17 protein-coding genes and 3 tRNA genes are annotated in these 20,578 nt (G+C 50.1%); 5 read left to right on the top strand and 15 right to left on the bottom strand.

Going from position 1 to position 20,578, the window contains the following annotated elements; all coding sequences use genetic code 11:
• The first annotated feature begins 18 nt into the window (after window positions 1–18).
• The 3 genes from IPG80_RS20020 to IPG80_RS20030 all read left to right on the top strand — a co-directional run bounded on the left by IPG80_RS20020 (window position 19) and on the right by IPG80_RS20030 (window position 318).
• A tRNA-Phe gene (locus IPG80_RS20020) sits at window positions 19–91 on the top strand.
• Window positions 92–116: 25 nt separating this feature from the next.
• Window positions 117–188 (top strand) — tRNA-Gly (locus tag IPG80_RS20025).
• Between the two features lie 58 nt (window positions 189–246).
• Window positions 247–318: transfer RNA gene (locus IPG80_RS20030), tRNA-Cys, on the top strand.
• Between the two features lie 154 nt (window positions 319–472).
• On the opposite strand, the gene tyrS is transcribed toward IPG80_RS20030, so the two are convergent.
• The 3 genes from tyrS to IPG80_RS20045 form a co-directional block, all read right to left on the bottom strand.
• Window positions 473–1,684: a tyrosine--tRNA ligase gene (gene tyrS / locus IPG80_RS20035; protein WP_345110931.1), complete on the bottom strand. Its 1,212-nt coding sequence runs from the start codon at window positions 1,682–1,684 to the stop codon at window positions 473–475.
• Window positions 1,685–1,877: 193 nt separating this feature from the next.
• Window positions 1,878–2,549, bottom strand: a complete 672-nt coding sequence (locus IPG80_RS20040) for a hypothetical protein (RefSeq protein WP_345110934.1) — start codon at window positions 2,547–2,549, stop codon at window positions 1,878–1,880.
• A 21-nt stretch (window positions 2,550–2,570) separates the two neighbouring features.
• Entirely contained in the window at window positions 2,571–3,452 is an 882-nt protein-coding gene (locus IPG80_RS20045; protein WP_345110937.1) for a TIGR01777 family oxidoreductase, read from the bottom strand.
• Between the two features lie 84 nt (window positions 3,453–3,536).
• Here IPG80_RS20045 and IPG80_RS20050 point away from each other — a divergent pair, with 84 nt between their 5' ends.
• Entirely contained in the window at window positions 3,537–4,040 is a 504-nt protein-coding gene (locus tag IPG80_RS20050; RefSeq protein ID WP_345110940.1) for an HNH endonuclease, read from the top strand.
• 30 nt (window positions 4,041–4,070) lie between these two features.
• Here the strand turns inward: IPG80_RS20050 and IPG80_RS20055 are convergent, their stop codons facing one another.
• The 11 genes from IPG80_RS20055 to IPG80_RS20105 all read right to left on the bottom strand — a co-directional run bounded on the left by IPG80_RS20055 (window position 4,071) and on the right by IPG80_RS20105 (window position 16,167).
• Entirely contained in the window at window positions 4,071–4,826 is a 756-nt protein-coding gene (locus IPG80_RS20055; protein WP_345110942.1) for an MBL fold metallo-hydrolase, read from the bottom strand.
• 82 nt (window positions 4,827–4,908) lie between these two features.
• The gene (locus tag IPG80_RS20060; RefSeq protein ID WP_345110944.1) at window positions 4,909–6,342 is read right to left on the bottom strand and encodes a stage II sporulation protein M; all 1,434 of its coding nucleotides are present in this window, start codon (window positions 6,340–6,342) and stop codon (window positions 4,909–4,911) included.
• A gap of 150 nt (window positions 6,343–6,492) precedes the next feature.
• The gene (locus IPG80_RS20065; protein ID WP_345110948.1) at window positions 6,493–7,266 is read right to left on the bottom strand and encodes an ABC transporter ATP-binding protein; all 774 of its coding nucleotides are present in this window, start codon (window positions 7,264–7,266) and stop codon (window positions 6,493–6,495) included.
• 145 nt (window positions 7,267–7,411) lie between these two features.
• A complete protein-coding gene (gene lgt, locus IPG80_RS20070) occupies window positions 7,412–8,209 on the bottom strand; it encodes a prolipoprotein diacylglyceryl transferase (RefSeq protein ID WP_345110950.1) in 798 nt (265 codons plus the stop codon).
• Entirely contained in the window at window positions 8,209–8,838 is a 630-nt protein-coding gene (locus tag IPG80_RS20075) for a CDP-alcohol phosphatidyltransferase family protein (RefSeq protein ID WP_345110951.1), read from the bottom strand. Before IPG80_RS20075 ends, lgt begins: the two co-directional genes overlap by 1 nt.
• 7 nt (window positions 8,839–8,845) lie before the next feature.
• Window positions 8,846–11,050 (bottom strand): DNA translocase FtsK, encoded by a 2,205-nt coding sequence (locus IPG80_RS20080; protein WP_345110954.1) that lies wholly within the window; start codon window positions 11,048–11,050, stop codon window positions 8,846–8,848.
• Between the two features lie 3 nt (window positions 11,051–11,053).
• Entirely contained in the window at window positions 11,054–12,022 is a 969-nt protein-coding gene (locus tag IPG80_RS20085; protein ID WP_345110957.1) for a S1 RNA-binding domain-containing protein, read from the bottom strand.
• Between the two features lie 92 nt (window positions 12,023–12,114).
• Window positions 12,115–14,028 carry a hypothetical protein gene (locus IPG80_RS20090; RefSeq protein ID WP_345110960.1) on the bottom strand — a complete coding sequence of 638 codons (1,914 nt, stop codon included), beginning with the start codon at window positions 14,026–14,028 and terminating at the stop codon, window positions 12,115–12,117.
• Between the two features lie 50 nt (window positions 14,029–14,078).
• Window positions 14,079–14,618, bottom strand: coding sequence for a GNAT family N-acetyltransferase (locus tag IPG80_RS20095; RefSeq protein ID WP_345110962.1), 540 nt, complete (start codon window positions 14,616–14,618; stop codon window positions 14,079–14,081).
• 16 nt (window positions 14,619–14,634) lie between these two features.
• On the bottom strand, window positions 14,635–15,315 hold the full coding sequence (locus IPG80_RS20100; protein WP_345110964.1) for a hypothetical protein: 681 nt from the start codon (window positions 15,313–15,315) through the stop codon (window positions 14,635–14,637).
• A 15-nt stretch (window positions 15,316–15,330) separates the two neighbouring features.
• Entirely contained in the window at window positions 15,331–16,167 is an 837-nt protein-coding gene (locus tag IPG80_RS20105) for a purine-nucleoside phosphorylase (protein WP_345110967.1), read from the bottom strand.
• A 202-nt stretch (window positions 16,168–16,369) separates the two neighbouring features.
• On the opposite strand from IPG80_RS20105, the gene IPG80_RS20110 reads away from it, so the two are divergent.
• Complete coding sequence (locus IPG80_RS20110; RefSeq protein ID WP_345110970.1) at window positions 16,370–19,507, top strand: HD domain-containing phosphohydrolase; 3,138 nt, start codon at window positions 16,370–16,372, stop codon at window positions 19,505–19,507.
• Here the strand turns inward: IPG80_RS20110 and ltaE are convergent, their stop codons facing one another.
• On the bottom strand, window positions 19,508–20,542 hold the full coding sequence (gene ltaE, locus IPG80_RS20115) for a low-specificity L-threonine aldolase (protein ID WP_345110972.1): 1,035 nt from the start codon (window positions 20,540–20,542) through the stop codon (window positions 19,508–19,510). It abuts the gene before it with no gap.
• Window positions 20,543–20,578 lie beyond the last annotated feature (36 nt).

A 20,578-nucleotide genomic window follows, 5' to 3' on the forward strand; every position in this document is an offset into this window, starting at 1 on the left:
ACAAATAAATAACGTTTGGCCGAGATAGCTCAGTTGGTAGAGCACGCGACTGAAAATCGCGGTGTCCCCAGTTCGATCCTGGGTCTCGGCACTCTCGACCAAATTGGTCGATAAATGCGGGCGTAGTTCAGTGGTAGAACGTCTCCTTGCCAAGGAGAAGGTCGTGAGTTCGAATCTCATCGCCCGCTCAAACTGGAGGATTGCAGATTGAAATATGCTTTCGGTCAGCAATCCTTTTGTTTATAAGGCGTCGTGGCCAAGTGGTAAGGCAAGGGTCTGCAAAACCCTCATTCACGGGTTCAAATCCCGTCGACGCCTCTGAAACAGACTCGTAAGTGAGTCTGTTTTTTTTATTTAAAAGTATTCCCCATGGCAAAAATCTACAAAAATTTCATTCATGGGTTTCCCATTTTGTATTTCTGACACAAGACAAGGGTTTTCAATATTTAAAACCCTTGTCTTGTTTTTATTTTTACTTCACACGTAAAAATTTCCGTTTACCGACCTGCAACACACCCGGATGTGGAAACGGCGCATCGCCGCGCTCAAGCACTTCCCCATCCAAACGAACACCCTTTTGGTCGATCAACTGGCGCGCCTTGCTTTTGCTCTCAGCCATTCCAGCAGCAAGGATAACGTCTACAACTGTTTGCCCTGATTGCAACTCATATTCCGGCATCTCATCTGGAATCTCCTTCTGTTGGAACATCTTGATGAAATTATCCTGCCCGGACTGCGCTTCAGCCTCTGTGTAGAAAATGCTGACGATTTCCTTTGCCATCTTCATTTTTGCATCACGCGGGTGTAAAGCGCCTGAGGCAACATCCTTTTCGATCTGCGCGATCTCATGTGGGCTGAAACGAGTGACAAGGCGCATATATGTACCCATCGCCGAATCTGGCACAGACATTAACTTACCGAACATATCATCCGCGCCGGTGTTGATCGGAACGATGTTTCCCGTAGATTTGGACATTCGCTGCGTGCCATCCGTGCCGGGAAGAATGCCAGTGATGATACCTACCAGAGGCTTTTGCCCAAGTGCTTCTTGAAGTTTTCTTCCAGCCACGATGATGTTGAATAATTGGTCAGAGCCGCCAACCTGAATATCTGTTTCCATGGCGGCTGCATCGTATCCTTGCATTAAGGCGTAGAAGGTCTCATGCAAGTAGATCGGCTCACCTTTGTCGAGACGCTTGGCAAAGTTCTCACGTGCTAAAAACTGCTGGACGGTGAAGTTCTGCCCGAGGCGAATGAGATCGACCAGATTCAACTTCGACAACCACTCACTGTTGTACCGAATCCTGGTCTTGGATTTATCCAAAACGCGGAAGGCTTGCTCCGCATATGTTAGCGCGTTCTCTGCAACTTTTTCCTGCGTCAGAACTGGACGTGCCTTATTCTTATCGGAAGGATCCCCCACCAACGCCGTATAGTTCCCAATGAGAAAAGTGACTTCATGACCGAGATCTTGAAATTGGCGCAACTTACGCATGGAAATGGTATGCCCCAAATGCAGATCTGTGGATGTAGGATCATAGCCGCAATAAACCCGCAGCGGACGGTTTTCCTTTTCTGCGACCTTCAAGCGCTCACGCAGTTCAGACGCCATGGCTTTTTGCAGATCTTCGTCGCCATAGTCGGTTCCCTGCATCAATAACTCGACTTGTTCCTCGATGTTCATACTGTTCTCCTAATGCAAAACCCTGCTCGGGTCGTAATTTAATATTTATCCTGGCTTTATGCAAATAAAAACGCGCCCGCGATGATGGGGCGCGTTCAAATCACACCATCGCAATATGTTTACGGGCGGTAATAATAGTAATAGCGGCTGGTGAAAAAGGCACTGGACATGCCGGTATTATACATCAGGAATTTTATTGCGACAAATTGAACGGGAAGCTCCACGGTCCACGAACCGTGTAAAACTCGTCACTGTAAACGAGCTGCTCCGCCTGCTCCTGCGACATCTCTGCGGGTTTGCCAAGGATCTGCATGGTCAATGTACCATTCACGTCCAAGCAATCAACCGAAACTCCTGTGCCGCGTTCAAGCAAAGCCTGTTGGATCTTGGGCAGGTAAATATCGCAGTAATCACTGGGCTGCGGCGGCGCAGCGATCGCGTCGATAATAATGGTTGCATTGGTGAGATCAGCATCAGGCGCAACGACAAAGGTAAGCGTGTCACAACGCAATCCTGGCTGCCCATTTGCAGCTTCCTGCAAACTGATGAGAGTGGTGCCATATTCTTGAAGGACGATGCCGCTGTAAGATAAACTTGCCGCCCAGATCGACCAATCGGATGCGTCGGGCATGGTGAAGCAAACATCTGCATTGACACTTTTGCCTTCCATCCATGCGCGGTTCAAACGAACATCCACACCTGCAACGACTTGTTGAGCAGTATTAACGCTCGCTTCAGCGGTCGGATAAGAGGGGTCGATATATGCTGTTGCAGTTGGCAGTAACTGCGGCAAAACAACCTGAGACTCTTGAGCCGGAGCGCAAGCTGTTAGCAATAGCAGAGTTATGATGAAAATCTTCTTCATGGACTTTATTTCTCCTTTGGCTTATGTAAATAAATCGATCAACGCTTCGCGCGGACCCGGAAATTGAAACTTGTACCCTGACTCGAGTAACCGTTTTGGCTGGCAAAACCTGCCTTCAAGGATCAAGACGCTCATTTCGCCCAAAACGTTCCGCATCAAAAATGCAGGGACAGGAAACCAATAGGGTCGATGTAACACGCCTGCCAACACCTTTGTAAAATCTGCAAGAGAAGTTTGTGTGGGTGCGATCAAATTATAGGCGCCATGCGAGTTTTCATTGGACATCAAGTACCGCGTGGCGTTTACCCAATCTTGGACATGGATCCAAGGAAATGCCTGCTCGCCAGAGCCGATCCTCCCGCCAAAGAACAATTGGACAGGCAATGCGATCAATTTCAAAATGATGCTGTTTTTCGCCAGAACAGGCGATGTGCGCAGGACCAGTCGTCGAACGCCCAGATGTTCCACAGGTTTGGTTGCATCTTCCCATTTGACAGTTAACTGTGCAAGAAAGTCATCACCGGGTAAAGTGGCTTCGTCGGCGAGGCTGCCATAAACACCATAGTGATTAATACCAGAGACTTGCACAAAAAGGCTTGGGCGACGAGTCGCTTCCTGAATCGCTTGAGCAAGCACACGTCCTGGAAGGATGCGCGAATCTTCGAAGGAGCGTTTTCGAGCGGCAGTCCAGGGCCAAGCGGATGTACTTTGTCCGGCAAGATGAATGACCACATCCATTTCGTTGATTAAGTGCCCCCACCCTGCGGTGGTGCGCCCATCCCATTGGATACGGTTTTCGCCTGCATGGCGTGAAAGAATAAAAACCTTGTGCCCATCCGTGAGCAGTGACCTGGTTAAAGCGGTCCCCAACAAACCCGAACCGCCAGAGATCATTATATTCATGCATTCTCCTGCAATGAGATGTTAATGGATGCGTTCACCAAATCGATGTTCTGGAAGTATAATCACGCGAGTTACCGGAACCTTATGAACGAACCCGTATTGGTGCTCAATGCGAATTTTGAGCCTATCCACGTCTGTTCGACACGACGGGCAATCACTTTGATCCTTGCGGGAAAAGCCGGTATGATCGCAAACGGACGCGGACATATCCGCACCATATCACAGCTCATCCCTCGTCCCTCGGTTATTCGGCTTGAATCGCAAATTCATCGACCGCGCCCACGCGTCCAATTAACGCGCCGTGAAGTCTTTCGGCGTGATAATTATACCTGTCAGTATTGCGGAAAACGGGAAGGCAACCTGACGATAGACCATGTAATCCCGCGACACATGGGTGGAAGACCTACTTGGACCAACCTCGTTACGGCTTGTTCTTCTTGCAATCACCGTAAAGGCGGGCGCAAAGTGGAAGAGGCACATATGCACCTTTTGCATATTCCGAAAGAGCCGCCTGCAGAAGCCGCGTATATTTTTGGGAAACACCTGAACGAGAATCAGGAATGGGTTCCGTTTATTTCTGGATGGTAAATATAAATCCCCTCTTTGTGAGGGGATTTTTTAGAAATCCAGAACCATGAAGTCTTTTGCAAGCTGGATATCGCCTTGATATGTCTTTGAGGCTTCGGCGATCAGGTCGCCTTTTGCAAATCTACCGGTTGGATAATGGATCAAGTAAAGCTTGTTGACCTCCGCTTTGGAAGCGATCGTACCTGCCTGTTCGGCGGACGAGTGTCCGGGCGACTCGCCAGTGGCTTCATGGATGAGCACATCCACTCCGGCGCTCAAGCGGACAACCTCATCACAGGGTTCAGTATCACAAGAGTACGCCATCACTTTTTGACTTTCGGAAAAGTCTACCCGTAAACCAATGTTGGGGATCATGTGGTGGACCGGGGATGCCTGGATGACAAAATCGGGGCAGTCAAGAACTTGGGTCATTTCTTGCGTAGGTAATCGATAAAAGACGACAGGGAAAAACTCAGGCCACGCAGACCAGTTATACAACCCCATCAAGCTTTCAAGACGATCGATAGTGTAATGGAGACCGTAAATATTCAAGGGCTTTTGTCTGCCCATCAACCACATATCCATCAGCAAGAGCGGCACTCCGGAAGCATGATCAGGATGAAAATGTGTAACGATGACATCGGTCAGGTTGTTAAAATCCAAACCGGCTTGCTCTAGACGTACAATCGGGTTACTGACAGAGTCAACCAAAACTGTGCGGTCATTCCCAACAATAACCATATGGGTGTTTTCGCTTTCAATTGTTGGGATCGCATTTGATGAGCCTAAAATGATCACTTTTGCCATACATCGAATGTTAACCGAATTTTCCCCAATTGTTAATTGTAGTTTCATAAAACATCCTGCGTGTCTCACGCAGGATGTTTTATCAGTTCCCGATGACCTTCAGCAGAATATACGGCGTGATATATGCTTCGATCAATGCCGCAACAGCCAGCAGAGGCACCACCAATCCGACAAATATTTTCGCCCAATCTGCTGTCAACTCAATGATGACCTCCCCCATAGACTTTCCCGTTTGCGGGGTGACGAGTGCAGCACCAATGTAAAGCACCACCGCGCTGCCGATCACAAGAGCCGGAATTTCAAATAAACCATGCGGAAGAACTCCAGCCAGAAATAACGGCATGGGCGCAATCCCCAAAAGCTCAAGAACCCCATAAAGACCACCGATCAAAGCAATATTAATCATATAAAACAGAATGCCCAAAACACTGAATGATGCCAACCCTGTGAGGAATATAACTGCCATAGCACGGGTATTATTCAAGAAGAGGGAAGGCGCACTCAGATGCACGTTGGCAATGGGGAGTTCAGGCATTTCTCCAAGGCTTTTTTTGATCTGTGCCAGTTTTTCTGGTGAAGCGCTTGAAATTAAATCAGCGGCATATTTCACAACCCAGTCGTAGCTCAGCCAGGCGCTTATCACGGCAATCAAGACAATCAACGTTAGAGCAGGCAGGGTACGGCGAAAAGAAATGCCCAATACACGCCCATACCAATCACGCAGGGAAACAGCATCACCTTTGAAGTTCCGCCAAAAAGCGGCGAGCATCCAACGTAAATTGAGGTTATCGATCTCGCGTCCAAGCAGATATTCGCGCTCAAAGTGAGCAACGCCAACACGGATTAGAAGCAGGGAGATAATCAGCACCCCGGCAACACCCAGCCATAACACAATGTCATTCCCCCAGAGCAACATGACCGCTTCCCCTTGCATCAGAATCGCCACCGGGATCACCACAAACGAAGCTAAAAAATTTGCCGCCTTCACAGAAGTGGACTGCACCGAAATAACGATCGCAGCACTCACCATTAATATCGCATGTGCAGTCGTTAGTAATAGCAATTGCAGTAACTCAGAAGCCCCTGGCATGCTCAAACCTCTGCGGAGGATCAATAAAAGATAAATACCAATGGATGAATAACTGGCGACCAAGGGCGTGATTATCCCAACCAGCAGCTTGCCAAAGTACAACTGCCAGTCATCGAAAGGCGCAGTCAACAACGGTTCGATCGTACCGCGCTCCTTCTCGCCCACAAATGACTCTAACGCCACCACTAAAGAAACCGTAATCGGAAAAAAGCCAATAATCATTATAGAGAACGGGATAAAACGGTCAATGATCAGATTGGCTTCATACTGATTCAAGAAATCCACGGTCTGTTGCGCGAACTCATTCATAAGGAAGGGAAAGCTCAACGTCAGGATCAGCATCGGAAGGAGCACACGCCAGTCACGGAATTGATCTCGCAATTCACGCTGAGCTACAAGCCAGACGAGACGAAGTTTACTGAACATATTCTTTTCCTTTTGTTTCCGCCATCACCTTCAAATAAACCTGTTCCAACGTCCGCACTTCCTCTTGAAATGCAAGCACAGGAGCCGACATGGAGGTTAACCGTTGCAACAGTAACGGGTTTGCCTGGTCGGGCGCTTCCACCCGAACCTTCAAATGGTCGGCGTACTTGAAATGATTTCTACACCTGAGGGCAATTCAAGGCGGCTTGCATCCCATGCCCCAGCAAACCTGATAATATATTCCGGCAACCCAAATACGTTCTTTTTCAATTCTTCCAGCGTTCCCTGGATCAGAATTTTGCCATGGTAGATGATCGCGATCTTATCCGCCAGCAACTCCACCTCAGTCAGATTATGTGAACAAAGCATGATCGTTCGTTGAGCAGATTTAAGACGCGCGATCTCATCCCGCACCAGCCTTGCTGATTCAGGATCCATGGCAGAAGTGGGTTCATCCAATAACAAAACCTTGGGCTCGTGCATCATTGCCCGCGCCAGCGCCAGTTTCTGGCGCATACCCTTGGAATATTCACCAATGCGCCGTTTGGCCGCCTCTGCCAGTCCGAAATATTCGAGTAGATTTTCAGAACGGGATTTGCGTAATGCAGGTGCAAGGCTGTAGACCTGTCCGAAAAAGTCCATGTATTCCAGTGCGGTCATACGCATGTACAAACCATGATGTTCCGTTAAAACCCCAACCGAAGCGCGGACATCATGTCCATTTTTAGCAACGTCAAAACCAGCCACACGGGCAGACCCACGGCTTGGCTGCAATAACGCCGTCAACATGCGGACGGTGGTCGTCTTTCCTGCACCATTCTGCCCAAGAAGCGCCAGGATCTGCCCGGATTCCACTGAGAGATTTATCCCATCCACCGCCACAAAATCATTGAACTGCTTACTAAGATCTTTCGTTTCAATCATAAATTTATCCTTTATCGTAAGGGGGAGGCTAGACTGTAATAAGTCGGTATAACGGAATCAAAACAAAAAAGATATTGACTAATTTTGCGACCCTGTGTGATTTCATTTTATTACCCATCCCCCATTCCAATCCTTCTCAATATCCTTACAAATCTTCCAAACGTTGCCGTTGAATCAAAATTCCCATGGCTGAAAGAAAAAGGATGGTGAAAAACACTAGATTAATATTGACTACGCCAACCAGTGCAACATCCAACCGCAGAAACTCGAGCAGGAAACGGATCAGCGCGTAACAGGCAAGATATGCCAGAAAGATGCCGCCTGACTTGACTTGCCCAGAGTATCTACCTCGCAAAAGCCAAAGCAGTAAGAGCAGGCAGCCCAAACTCAATAGAACTTCGTATGCAAACAGCGGATGATAGAACTGAATTTCTTCATACCCTGGCAGGCGGTTTTCAGGTTGAATGAGTATTGCCCAAGGCAGGTTTGTTGGCAAACCGTACAACTCTTGATTAAAGTAATTACCGATCCGCCCAACCGCCTGTGCAAGGATGAGACCAGGCGCCAACGTATCGGCAAGTTCCCAAAAAGGGAGTTTCTCTTTGCTCGCCACAAACCACAGAACCAGAGTTCCACCAAGGATGGCACCGGGAATGCCAAAACCGCCAGTCCAAAACGAGAGGATATCCAGCGGATGCAAAAGATAATGCCTGGTGGTCAGACCCAGTTGTACAGAAGAAAGAGGCGGTGTCAAAACATGCCAAAGGCGGGCGCCGATCCACGCCCAAATCGTTAATGGCACAAATAAATAGGAAATGATCTCCGCATCCTGAAAACGGCGCCTGGCTTCCAACGCAGAGAGGAATGCCCCCATTGCGATACCCAAGGCGATCAACAGCCCATTCCAGCGCAACAGGATGGGACCGAGAGAGACGCCCTCCATTATTGTTTGGTGTCCTTTTGTTTGCTATTGAGGATGCGCTCGCGCCCCTGCGTACGAACATGTAAAATGCGCTGATATGCAGTGATATTCGCCAATACAGCAATGACAAGTACGGCGATAAAAGGCTGGTTAAACACCAACAAAGGAATTAGCACAAGATAGCGTTCAAGGCGGGTGAGTATGCCAACCTTGGCAGTAAACCCCAGCCCCTCGGCGCGTGCTTTGACATACGAAACAAGGACAGACCCGGCCGCAGCGAAGAAAGAAACCATCACGCCGGGAAAATCGTTCTTCGTCAAAAAGAAATAGATAAGACCACCAAAAGTGACCAACTCGGCATACCGATCACTGACCGAATCAACGAAGCCGCCAAAATCGCTCGGCTCGCCGCGCAGCCGCGCCATTGTACCGTCAAACGCATCCACCAGGACGGACACTAAAAGGATAATTGCCCCAGCCGTCATATGTCCTTGCGAGAGGACATATGCACCAATGGTCGTCCCCGCCAACCCCAACAGGGTAATGCTATTAGGAGTAAGCCCCAACCCATTGAGAAAATTACCAATCGGGTCGAGGATGCCTTTGAAGATGATTCTTGCTCGGTCGGAAAAGGTCTGTTTTGGCTGCATGGTCTATTTATTTGATCTCGTCGCCCATCTCAGTATCTGCACTGATGAGCACTTCACGTTCTTTGCCGCCACCCTGTGAAGGACCGACGACGCCCATTTCTTCCAATTGATCAAGCAGGCGAGCCGCACGCGGATACCCAATACGCAGGCGGCGTTGAAGCATGGATGCTGAGGCGCGCTGCTGGTTGCGGACGATGGATATCGCTTGTTCCACCAAGCCATCGTCTTCGTTCTCATCGGGTTCCTTCAAGAGCATCTCCCATGGCGGGACATCCGCTACTTCAATATCGCTATTCTTTTGCCAATGAGAGATGATGCGCTCGATCTCAATATCCGTGATCATCACACCCTGTGCACGAACTGGGGTGCCAACTTCGGGGTTCAAGAAGAGCATGTCACCACGCCCCAGCAACGACTCAGCACCGGTGTAATCGAGGATCACACGGCTATCAATACCGGAAGCAACTGCAAATGCAAGGCGTGCCGGAAAGTTAGCTTTGATAAGCCCAGTGACAACATCGGTGGATGGGCGCTGGGTAGCAACTACAAGGTGAATACCGGTGGCACGCGCCATTTGTGCCAGGCGCACCAAATTATGTTCGGTCTGGTCAGGGGCAGACATCATCAAGTCGGCAAGTTCATCGATCAAAACGACGATGCGCGGCAAAGGCTGACCATCCGCAGAGCGGGTTACTTTTTTATTGTAAGAACTCAAGTCACGGGCATGCATGGCTTCAAGCAGGCGGTAGCGATGCTCCATCTCCACCACTACCCAGCGTAAAACCCCAAGGATGCGGTCAAGATTCGTTTCAACCTTCCCGTACAGGTGCGGCAAACCATTGAAACGGATCAGCTCAACCATCTTCGAGTCGATCATCACCATGCGCAATTCTTCGGGGGTATTGTTCATTGCCAGGCACGCCGCAAGGGCAGTAATACAAACCGATTTACCAGAACCTGTGGAACCGGCAATCAACAAGTGGGGCATACGCGCAAGGTCGGCATTAAGCGGATTACCAGAAACGTCGCGCCCCAGTGCGACCGCCAGCGGGGCACCCACTTTGTAAAAGGAATCGCTTTCCAACAACGCCCGCATGCGGACAACAGAGCTGGTTACATTCGGGACTTCGATACCGACATAAGGCTTACCAGGAACCGGCGCCTCAATACGCAGACGTTGGGCAGATAGCGCCAATGCGAGATCTTTCTCGAGCGAAGCAATCTGCGCCACACGAACCTTCATCTGTTGGGCATCTTCTTCTTCGTTCCCTTTTTTAATGAAGCCTGGTTGAATCGCAAACTGCGTCACTGACGGACCCACCCGATAACCTATGACTGTTGCCGGAATGCCAAACTCAGAGAGTGTCTTCATGATCAAACCGGCAGTTTGGTTGATGGTTCTTTCATCAGCACGAACGGCTGAGTCGCCCATCAAAACACTGAGGGGCGGCAAGTCAGCGGCACGAGGCGGCGGCTTGAGGGATTTCTCCTGTTTTTTATCGGCGGCTTTTAGTTGGGTACGGAATTCGGGAGGGATCGCCGGGGCTTTCTTTTTAGGCGGCGCAATGACCTTTTCAGAAACGGGTTGTTCAATGATTTCCTCGTGAACCTCCGGCTCTGGCATGGAAACGATCACTGGCGCCTCTTCACCCGCAACCTTCAACAGCCATGCTTCCAGTTTTGCCCAAAGCCCGAAGCCGGTTGCAACTGCCAATGCCCAAAATAGAAAAAGTACCAGCGAGCCGGGGATACTTCCCATGGACTGCCACAACAATCGGACAATCCCCCAGCCGAGGCGCCCGCCGTCCAAGCCAGATTCAGCCCGGAAGAGGTCGTTGCCCGAGAAAACAGCGAGCACGCCCAGAGTTAAGAGAGCGGCGAGTTCAAGAGCGAGGATTCGTCCCCAGTGGATCGGAGTTCGCTCGCGTTGGAGGAGGGAAAATCCCAGATAGGCGATCCCTATCAATATCAAAATACTTCCCCACCCGAACCAAGTGCGCAGGAGGCTAGCAATCGGCGTGAGCACAACACCATCTGTCCAATTCCAGATGGCAAGGAATGCCATGACGGCAAAAGCGATCAACGCTACACCTGCAGCATCACGCACAAAACGCCCAAATTGAGAGTTGAAGCGCGCAAGTCGTTCAAGCCAGTCGTTGCGCGGTGAAAACTCTTCTTGTCTGAAGCGCCGTGGGTCGGTGGAATTTGGCATCAATTACTCAAGCCTCATACTAAAACCGAGGCGGTGATGAGCGGGATCAAGATGTAAGACACGCACCTGAATGGACTGCCCATCTGAGAGGAATTCTTTTAACAGCACACCTTCTTCATGTGGAATCTCAGAAGCATGCACCAACCCCTCAACGCCATATTTATCAAGCCGCGCAAAAACACCATACGAAAGCACGCTGGTGATCGTTGCAGCATGAATGGAGCCGATCGGGAATTCGGTTGCGGCATTCGTCCACGGGTTGGGCAGAAGCCGCTTCAAACTAAGGGCAACACGGCAGCGTTCAGGTGCGAGATCGAGCACTTGTACATCGATGGCGTTGCCAAGTTTCACAAATTGGGATGGGTGCGTTACCCTGCCCCACGAAAGTTCGGAGATATGGATCAAGCCTTCCACACCGCCAAGGTCTACAAACACACCAAAGTCGGTCACGTTCGTGACTGTGCCATGTGCATTTTGACCGGCATGTAGAGAGTGGAATAATTCGGCACGTTTGCCGGGCTCAGTTTGAGCAGCGCGTTCGGAAAAGACCACGCGTCCATCTTCCGGCACACATTCGATCACCTTCAGGTGCAAGGATCGCCCAAGATATGGTTCAAGGTCTTGATTGCGGTCCAGGTTTTCTTTACCTGCCAGGTCGATCAAGTGAGAGAAAGGCACAAAACCAAACAGCCCGTCTCCTTCCACAAGCAGACCACCACGATTGTGTCCGGTGACGGTTAGGTCAATGATGCGGTCTTTCATATATAGATCTTTGATCTGACTCCAGTTGACCGCAGGTTGTTGCTCAGTATGCGCTTCTTTCCCCGCCCCCGGCTGGACTTCAGACTTGGATGGTTGCACCCGCGGCTGAGTATGTGCCGGATGGCGGCTTTCCTCCGCCAACACAGACTCCCACCAGCCATCATCCATTGCCGGCACAGTGCTTTCGTTTCTTTCTTTTCCGTCAGCCATACTTATCTCCTTTTTTATCGCCGCACCCAATACCCGGTTTGCCCTCCACTTGCTTTGCAACCAGGTTCTTCGACGAATATCTACCAATATTTTTATTGTTCCAGCTGATTAACTTCCATTTCAAGGATTGCTTTGGCGACCGCTTCCACAGCCACACGCTGTTTTCGATATAGATCCGCTTCAGACATGGCTAATCGCGCCGCCACGTCACGAACCTTACGTCCCTCGATGAACTTCATTTCGAGAATGTTATACAGGATCCACTCGGTGGTGAACTTGCGATCTCCGCGCGGGCGGACTTCATCCACCGCCCGCCGCAATAGAGTCCGTAACGCATTGGAGACATTTCCATCTTCTTGTTCTGCCAGTTCACGGACGACCTGCAGTTTGATAAGCGGATTATTGGTAAATTTGGGTCCACCCCAATAATGAGTCAGCGCATCTTTGACCCAGTTCGCCAGGTCCGCCTCATGAGGAATGGGAGCGTTGAGCAAATTGGCATTCGTATCGTAACGGCTTGCAGCGCGCATACGCTGGATCATTTCAACCTGAGGCTGAATATCTGCCAGGGAACGGAAAACTCTTTGTTGCAATTGGCGGTCTTCCAAAGCGAGCGCGGCGCGGTCTGCCAGCAGCCAAAGCGACTCACGCTGGTCATATTCCATTGAATCCTTTTGGTCATTGCGCGCCACTCCAAGCAACCCCAGCAACGGCGGGAGCTCATCGCGATCCATTTCAGGACGGCGGCGGGAGTAAAGAGGCAGCACCCAGTAATTCCCCCACTGGAATTCGTGGCGTACATCACCATTTACATGGTCCAGGGCTTCTGTCAATCCATCCTGTTCGAGCATGGCACGGTTCCCTGCCACCACAACCGGCAGCAAGGTTTCATCATCCAATGCTGCAACGAACGCAGAAGGAGATTGCAAATTATCCCGCACGGCTGCAAGGACAGATTCTAAAAACTGTTGAAGATCGCCCTGAGTTAGTAAACGCTCTTCTACATTTTGGAGTAACTCCAATTCATTACGATCGCGCCCAAAGAAAAGCCAGCGTTCCCAGAGAGGCGCAGCAAAGGTAATGGCATGTTCCATCAAAAGAACCGAAGCCACCACCGTGAATGGAACGAAAGCGCTATAGGGCGTGCCAAGCAATTCACCGCCACGACGTACCACCGTCATCAATGCCAGCGTAACAGATGCGGTTACTGGTCCGCGCATGATCCACTTGAACAGGCGGCTTTTGATCACACGGTCTGGCCAGGAAACGCCAAAGAACGCCACTGCGTACGCCATGATCACCACCAACGCCCCAACCAACACATTGATCGCCGTTGCTGCGCTCCAAAAAAGGAACTCGTGCTTGGATGCCAGAGCATATCCAAACAACAGATATGGGTAGGACCCCAGTGCCGGAGCGGTGGCGCCAGCCATCAAATAAAGCATACGCCGCCTGCCAGAACGGGTCAGCATTAAGTTGTAGGCACGTGTGAAATTGATGCCCGCCCACACCATGGTGCTCACATAAAAGATGGTGAAAACCTCAGTCCAAATGGTGCGTTGCAAGTACGGAGCCGGTCTTCCATCCGGAACGATCGGTCCGAGTAAGTACCCAAAAACTAACAGAATCAGAAAAATAATTGAGACAAGATACATACCGCGTACGGCAAAACGCCGTCGTCCGCGTGAAGGCCTGCCCGCCGTCACTAACAACGCATCGGAAAGATGTAAATAGGCAGCCGGAAGGAAGGCGAGTCCAAACCATTGCAGACGCATCAACAGGTCAAGCGTCCGAATGGAGACGGTATTATCTTGAAGCGACTCCGCGGTAAAAACGATCACAACACAAAGAAGAATGATCGCGAACGAACGAGCCACCCTGTCGCGCAAATTAAAGGAAAGAGAATACAGAAACAGCGAGAATGCCGTAATGGCAATTCCCGCTGTCAAGATCTGATTGATCGTCTGGAGCCCCGCCAGTAAAGTGTCTGGCCAACCGTTAATCATGCAGCCCTTCCAATAAAAATCGAACGGGAAGCGGCGTCAGCCGACTTCCATTACTTCAACACCCTTGCAAAGAACAATGCCACATCCTTATTGAGGTAATACTGGTCATTATAACCGCAGAACTCGAATCCGGATTTCTGTGCGAGACGGATCGCCGGAAGGTTCTTCGACTGTGCTTCTAAAATAAAACGGCGATGCGATCTGGACTCCGCCCATGCCTGCCCTGCTGTCAACAAAGCCACCGCTACGCCTTTTCGACGGTACGCCACATCCACCACAAGGTCCAACACCCATACGGTAGATGCCGCCCCACGCTCTAACATGCTGATATATCCCACCGGGTCGGTATCCATCACGGCTGTATACATCATCGAACGGTTGACCCAATCATCAGGTAAGGCAAAATGATTATGTGGGTACGCCACCTGAATGGAACGCGGCAGGCGCACTTCGCGGAAAGTAGTGGCAACTTGCCCGGTATCGCGGCGAAATTCCAACTGCCAGACCGCTTCACTCGTGACAGTGTGATCGATACCCACCAAGCGGGTGAGGTCATTGGCAATGGTAGGACGAATTTGCAATTCAGACATGAAAATGGATCGCTTTCTATTGAATGGGTACAACTTGCACAGGCACAACACAGGGTGAAAGTGCCGTTCCCTGATTGTCGATCACTACAAGACGCAATTGATAATCGCCCGGGGTAAGTGCCGTTGTATCCCAGCGCCCGAGAGATCCCTCTATCACCACAGCACGTCCTGCGGCAATGGTTGCCCATGTATCGCTGCCATTCGGTGCAACTTCATATTTATAAAAACCAAAATTCGGAATATTAACTGTACCAGTTAATTCAACCACCCCTTTGATCTCATCGCCAGGTGCCGGAAAGGTCAGGGTGATCTGCCCGGGTGTGCAACCCGCTGCATCTGGCTGGGCGGCAGACTGTGGCTGCCCGGCGAACTGGGTCATTAACTCCGGCGAAAGGGTTCCTGTGGGAGTTGAGATAAAGTCGACGGTGGGTGTAGTGAGGAAAAAATCTGCGGGAAGCCCCGGGATCACGAAGGAAGCCATGAAGAATTCGATGCAAAAGAAAACCAGGATCATGACAGAGATCAAAGCAGAACGTCCCAATCGGCGGACAGAAAATTCCCGCTCAAGGTTGAATACGGCCACCCGCCATTCCTGCCACGAACGGTAAAGCCAGCGAAAGGAGAATAACCCTCCGATTGCCAGGACAATGTAAATCAATGCCTCATACGACGCGAGGAACTTTAAAAAATCTGCCATCCAGAAACCTTGCGCTTACATTCCGCGCAGGACACCCCTGACGATCGCCTCGACCTTGGGGGTAATGACTTTGCCTGCTTCTATGACCTCTTCGTGAGTGGTGATGGTCGAACCATCCAAGTTGGCTTTATTGCTGACGCCGGAAAGTCCCAAGACCCGCATGCCACCGTGGCGCGCAATGATCACTTCTGGTACTGTGGACATGCCCACAGCGTCTGCACCCGCAAGGCGCAAGAAACGCAAGTCGGCAGGCGACTCAAAGGAAGGACCGCTCAAACCAGCGTACACACCTTCGCGCAGAGTTAAACCGGCTTGCCTGGCAACACTGCGTGCCAGATTGCAATAATCGCGGTCGTAAGGCTGGCTCATGTCGGGAAAGCGCGGACCGATCTCATCAAGGTTGGGACCCATCAATGGATTCAAACCAGACATGCCCATTAAATTCAATTGATCAGTGATCAGCATTACATCACCAGGCACAAAATCCGCGTTGACGCCACCAGCAGCATTGGTCACGAACATACTGTGAACTCCGAGTCTGTGCATCACGCGCACAGGCAGTGTCACCTCACCCATGGTATAGCCTTCGTAATAATGGATGCGTCCCTGCATGACGATAACTGGTTTACCTTCCAACTCGCCAATAACAAAACGCCCCACATGCCCGTGAACCGTGGAGGTGGGGAAATTTGGCAGGTCACTATATGAGATAAAGACCGGATTCTGGACAGAATCTGCCAACCCGTTAAGCCCGGAGCCTAAAATCATTCCGATCATAGGTTGAATTGAGATTTTCTTTTTTATCGCGTTAACGATTTCATCGATCTGAGCAAGCGTAATGAATTTTTGCATTTGCGATACCTTTTAAGTAGATTACAAACGAGGCATCCCCTGATAAAGCTGGTTTGCGGTGGCGATTATAACAGAAACGACTATTGCATATTTTCGCTCATACAACCAACAAAAAAACGCTTAAACAGCGGGTTTCATATCGTATCAAATATACCCAAATTTATCTAGAAAAATTCTGTTTATTATGCTATCCTCAAGCAACATGAAAAGCCTTGCGGAAAAAAACTTTTTTATTTTTATCTCTTTACTGCTGGAAGGGATCGGGGCAGGGCTGGTTATCATACCCGGTCATTTTGGGATCGCTGACCATGTCTTTCCATCCTGGTTCATTGGTTTATGGGGAATTTCATGTTTTATCATGGCGCTGCTCATCCAGGTGGCATCCATTTGGAAAATATCGGCAGAACGGGATCTAAAGATCAAGATCGCTGCAATTATTTTCCTTTTCCTTGCCGGCTGCATTCTTATCGTCAACAGACAATGGATCGGCGCATTTGCCTTTTTGATCACCGCGATCACACAGGTATATCTACTTCTGCCGGTAAACGAACACTTAAAACAGCTGGACTTCACACAATTTACCGTCACCCTGATCACGTTCGCGGCAGGGCTATCTTTGACGATTGCCGCTTCAGACATTGCATACATGTCTTTACTGGCTGCAGTGTTTCTCATTTCCGCTTTCATGGGTATCATCTCGGTCATTGTGCCTGGCTTCAAATACGGTAGGTATTTCAACAAAGCTCAAGTTATTCCATGGATCGCATTGATCTTTTTTTATATCATCCCTACAGACAAGGATAATGGCGTCACCCCAGCCGCGGTCCTTGCGATTTTATTGTTTGGAACATTGATTCCATGGGAGCGCCTGCTCCTGACACATGAAGATGTCCTCAGCCGCCGTATGGTATTGATTAGTTGTGTCATTGAAGTTTCTCATTTGATATTTTTAGGGGCGTTGCTCTCAAGCACAAACCCGGATTTCCTGACCGGACACGGATCCATCCTGAGTATCCGTGAAGCAACGCTGATATTCTTTGTTCTTTTCTCGAGCATGGTTTATATGGGCGCGGCGACAGTCATTATGACAACCAGCAGTCTCATACTGGAATTAAATCGAACGGGCGGCGAACCGGTCGAAGAAATGGAATTGGATTCGAACCGCTGGGTAAATCGGCTTGAAAAATACATCAAACCGTTCATTATGACTCAGGAGGGCGTACGCGGGCGGGTGCAGGCAGATCAGATCAATACTCTTGCGCGGCTCTCGGCAGTTGAGAAAAAACGGAATGCACAATTAACCTTATTACTTGAATTAAGTCAGCAGCTCGAAAATCAACTCGATCCACCCGTTTCAGCACAGTTAGCGGTTAATACATTGGAGCGCGCTCTCAATTGCGGACTTGCAGCCTTATATATCCACGAGCCAGAGGAAAAAGAATTCATGCTGCTTGCTGCAGCAGGTCGGCAAACCCATATCATTCCCACTGGCTATAGACAGAACGCCATAAAAGGCGTACTCGGACGCTGCCTGCGTCAATGCAAGACTCAGATCGTCAATGACATTCGCGTGGACCCGGAATACATCCATTTCGAAGGGGAAACCAGCCTATCCGCTGCAATCATCCCCCTGATCTTCAATGGACATGTTCATGGGATGATCTCTCTCAATAACGATAAACCCAACGCCTTTGGCAGCCTGGAGATCGGGCTTGCAGAAATGGTCGCGGCGGAACTAACCCGCGCCTGGGAGCGTTCAGGGTATCACCAACGGCTGACAGAACTCATCCAAACCGGCAGCCGCCTTTCTTCAGTGCCAGACCCCGAAGCTGCGGCACAGGAAGTTGCCTCAATTTCCCGGGATATTGTACAGGCAAAATTTACCTATCTATACATTCAACTTGGGCAGGAACGAAACTTCACTCAACACGCCTCTTCAGGCAGATCCCCACTCCTGCTTGATTCCCTCATTGATACATCTCGGTCTGGGGAGCTCATCAAAATGGCATTACATGCCTCCCAACCATTCCGCATCCGTGATGTCCGGAAATATGATAAGACTGCCAACCTTGAATTGGATAATACAGGTGTGCGCAGCCTGCTCACCATCCCCATCCGTTGGCATCAGGTGAACATCGGCGCGATCTTCGCGTTCGGAAAACAGAATGAAGTATTTTTTACAGAGAACGATGAATCGCTTGCAGAATTAATATCCATTCAAGCAGGCGGGGCATTTGAAAGCACCTGGCTGCAACAAGAACTTCGCTCCTCCCTGCGCATCACATCCCTACTCTACCGCTTAAGCAACCAGATCATCCAATCTGAAAATATTGAGGAAGCAGCATCAGATATTGCTCAAACTGCACACAAGCTCGGAAAGAACATCACAACCGGCATCGTTCTGTTTGATACAAGTGATAGTCTCATAGCAGAGGTTCGAGTCGACGATGAAGGTAAAAATCCTCCGACAGACCACCCCATGAGTCTGATCCGTGACGCGATGAACTCAGGGCAAATGATCTACTTCTCGCTCGGGCAGTCTGTGCTTAGGACCTGCCTGCCCATTCAAACCCCCATACGGAAATATGGCGCAATTTGGATGGACACAATGGATGACCCCAGCAAACCCATTGCCAACCCCAACGATCTGCAGGCGCTGGTTAACCAGGCAGCCATCGCATTGGAACGTTCGCTTCTGTTAGTTGAATCCCGCCGCCAGGCAAAAGAAATCAAAGCAGCTTACGACACCCTCGAAGCCACATACGACCAAACTCTCGCATCACTTACCTCTGCATTGGATGCTCGCGATAGCGAAACCGAGGGACATAGTTCAAGAGTCACATATCTGGCAGTCAAACTTGGGGAATTCCTGGGATATTCACCAGACCAGCTTAAAATACTCGAACGCGGGTCGCTCTTACACGACATCGGCAAGATCGGCATTAGCGATACCATCCTGCATAAACCCGGCGCACTTACTGCAGACGAGTGGAAGGTCATGCAATTGCACCCTGATATCGGTGCACGCATTGTGGAAGGCATCCCCTTCCTTCAAGATACGATCCCCCTCATTCAAAGACATCAGGAACGCTGGGATGGGTCTGGATATCCTGGGGGATTAAGTGGCGATGAGATTCCTGAACTTGCCCGTCTATTTGCCCTGATCGATGCCTTCGACGCTCTGACCAGTAACCGCCCCTATCGTCAGAAGATCACAAAAAAAGAAGCTCTGCAATATATCAAAGACATGTCTGGAACACACTTCGACCCCACCATGGTAAAAGCATTTGAAGCCCTGCTTCAAAAAGAACCAGGGCTCTTATCTGAATCTAGCGAGTAGTTACTTCAGCACTTCACCGAACGCTTTTACGGTTTTTTCCACCCCGGCATCATCCACCCAATAATGCGTCACCAAACGAAATTGACGCGGACCGGACCAATCCACCATTACATCGTATTTCTTCATCTCTGCACAGATCTGATTCTCGGTGAGCTTGATGTGATCTGCCAGACTAAAATACACCATGTTAGATGCAGGCTCCGTCTCGAGTCTTAATCCCGAAACCTGTTTTAAGCCTTCATACAGTTTCTTTGCCCGGGCATGGTCCTGCTTAAGCCGCCCCGTCATCTTTTCCAGCGAAATAAGCCCAGCCGCCGCCATCACCCCTGCCTGACGCATTCCCCCGCCCAACATCTTGCGCAGACGGTGCGCTCGCGAAATAAATTCCTTCGAGCCAACCAGCATCGAACCGATCGGCGAGACCAGACCTTTACTCAAACAGAACATGACAGAGTCGGCAGGCGCAACCAGTTGCTTGATATCCACATCCAAAGCTGCCGCCGCATTGAAAATACGCGCACCGTCAATGTGAAATTTCAATCCGTTCTCTTTGGCAAGCTGCCCTACCTGCCTGGTATAGTCCACACCAAGCACCACGCCGCCGCACATGTTCTGGGTGTTCTCGATGCAGACCAAACGCGAAATGGTGCGATGCGAATCGTCGGGTTGGATCGAGGCGCGAATGTCTTCCAGACGTAGTGTCCCGTCCGCTTGATTCGGAATGGGATGTGGAAAGATCCCGCCAAGAGCCGCCATTCCACCTGCTTCATTTACATAAATATGTGACTTATCACCACAGATGACTTCCTCACCGCGCGCACAATGGACTAATAACGCCAGTAAATTGCCCATCGTGCCTGAAGGGACGAACAAAGCCGCCTCTTTGCCAAGCATCTCGGCAGCTTTTACTTGCAACAGATTGACGGTCGGATCATCGCCGTATACATCATCCCCCACCTCCGCCTCTGCCATCGCCTCACGCATTTCAGGCGTCGGTTTGGTTACAGTATCTGAGCGCAAATCTACATAGTTCATGAGGAGTCTCCATATTTTCAAATAGTTTCAGGGTGC

The organism is Candidatus Villigracilis vicinus (genome assembly GCF_016702885.1).
Lineage (GTDB): Bacteria > Chloroflexota > Anaerolineae > Anaerolineales > Villigracilaceae > Villigracilis > Villigracilis vicinus.

Coding starts and splice junctions, on each gene's coding strand:
- IPG80_RS20110 (WP_345110970.1), top strand. CDS start 16,370: ATGAAAAGCCTTGCGGAAAAAAACTTTTTTATTTTTATCTCTTTACTG.
- IPG80_RS20100 (WP_345110964.1), bottom strand. CDS start 15,315: ATGGCAGATTTTTTAAAGTTCCTCGCGTCGTATGAGGCATTGATTTAC.
- IPG80_RS20055 (WP_345110942.1), bottom strand. CDS start 4,826: ATGGCAAAAGTGATCATTTTAGGCTCATCAAATGCGATCCCAACAATT.
- IPG80_RS20095 (WP_345110962.1), bottom strand. CDS start 14,618: ATGTCTGAATTGCAAATTCGTCCTACCATTGCCAATGACCTCACCCGC.
- IPG80_RS20085 (WP_345110957.1), bottom strand. CDS start 12,022: ATGGCTGACGGAAAAGAAAGAAACGAAAGCACTGTGCCGGCAATGGAT.
- IPG80_RS20105 (WP_345110967.1), bottom strand. CDS start 16,167: ATGCAAAAATTCATTACGCTTGCTCAGATCGATGAAATCGTTAACGCG.
- tyrS (WP_345110931.1), bottom strand. CDS start 1,684: ATGAACATCGAGGAACAAGTCGAGTTATTGATGCAGGGAACCGACTAT.
- IPG80_RS20060 (WP_345110944.1), bottom strand. CDS start 6,342: ATGTTCAGTAAACTTCGTCTCGTCTGGCTTGTAGCTCAGCGTGAATTG.
- ltaE (WP_345110972.1), bottom strand. CDS start 20,542: ATGAACTATGTAGATTTGCGCTCAGATACTGTAACCAAACCGACGCCT.
- IPG80_RS20075 (WP_345110951.1), bottom strand. CDS start 8,838: ATGCAGCCAAAACAGACCTTTTCCGACCGAGCAAGAATCATCTTCAAA.
- IPG80_RS20080 (WP_345110954.1), bottom strand. CDS start 11,050: ATGCCAAATTCCACCGACCCACGGCGCTTCAGACAAGAAGAGTTTTCA.
- IPG80_RS20045 (WP_345110937.1), bottom strand. CDS start 3,452: ATGAATATAATGATCTCTGGCGGTTCGGGTTTGTTGGGGACCGCTTTA.
- IPG80_RS20050 (WP_345110940.1), top strand. CDS start 3,537: ATGAACGAACCCGTATTGGTGCTCAATGCGAATTTTGAGCCTATCCAC.
- IPG80_RS20065 (WP_345110948.1), bottom strand. CDS start 7,266: ATGATTGAAACGAAAGATCTTAGTAAGCAGTTCAATGATTTTGTGGCG.
- IPG80_RS20090 (WP_345110960.1), bottom strand. CDS start 14,028: ATGATTAACGGTTGGCCAGACACTTTACTGGCGGGGCTCCAGACGATC.
- lgt (WP_345110950.1), bottom strand. CDS start 8,209: ATGGAGGGCGTCTCTCTCGGTCCCATCCTGTTGCGCTGGAATGGGCTG.
- IPG80_RS20040 (WP_345110934.1), bottom strand. CDS start 2,549: ATGAAGAAGATTTTCATCATAACTCTGCTATTGCTAACAGCTTGCGCT.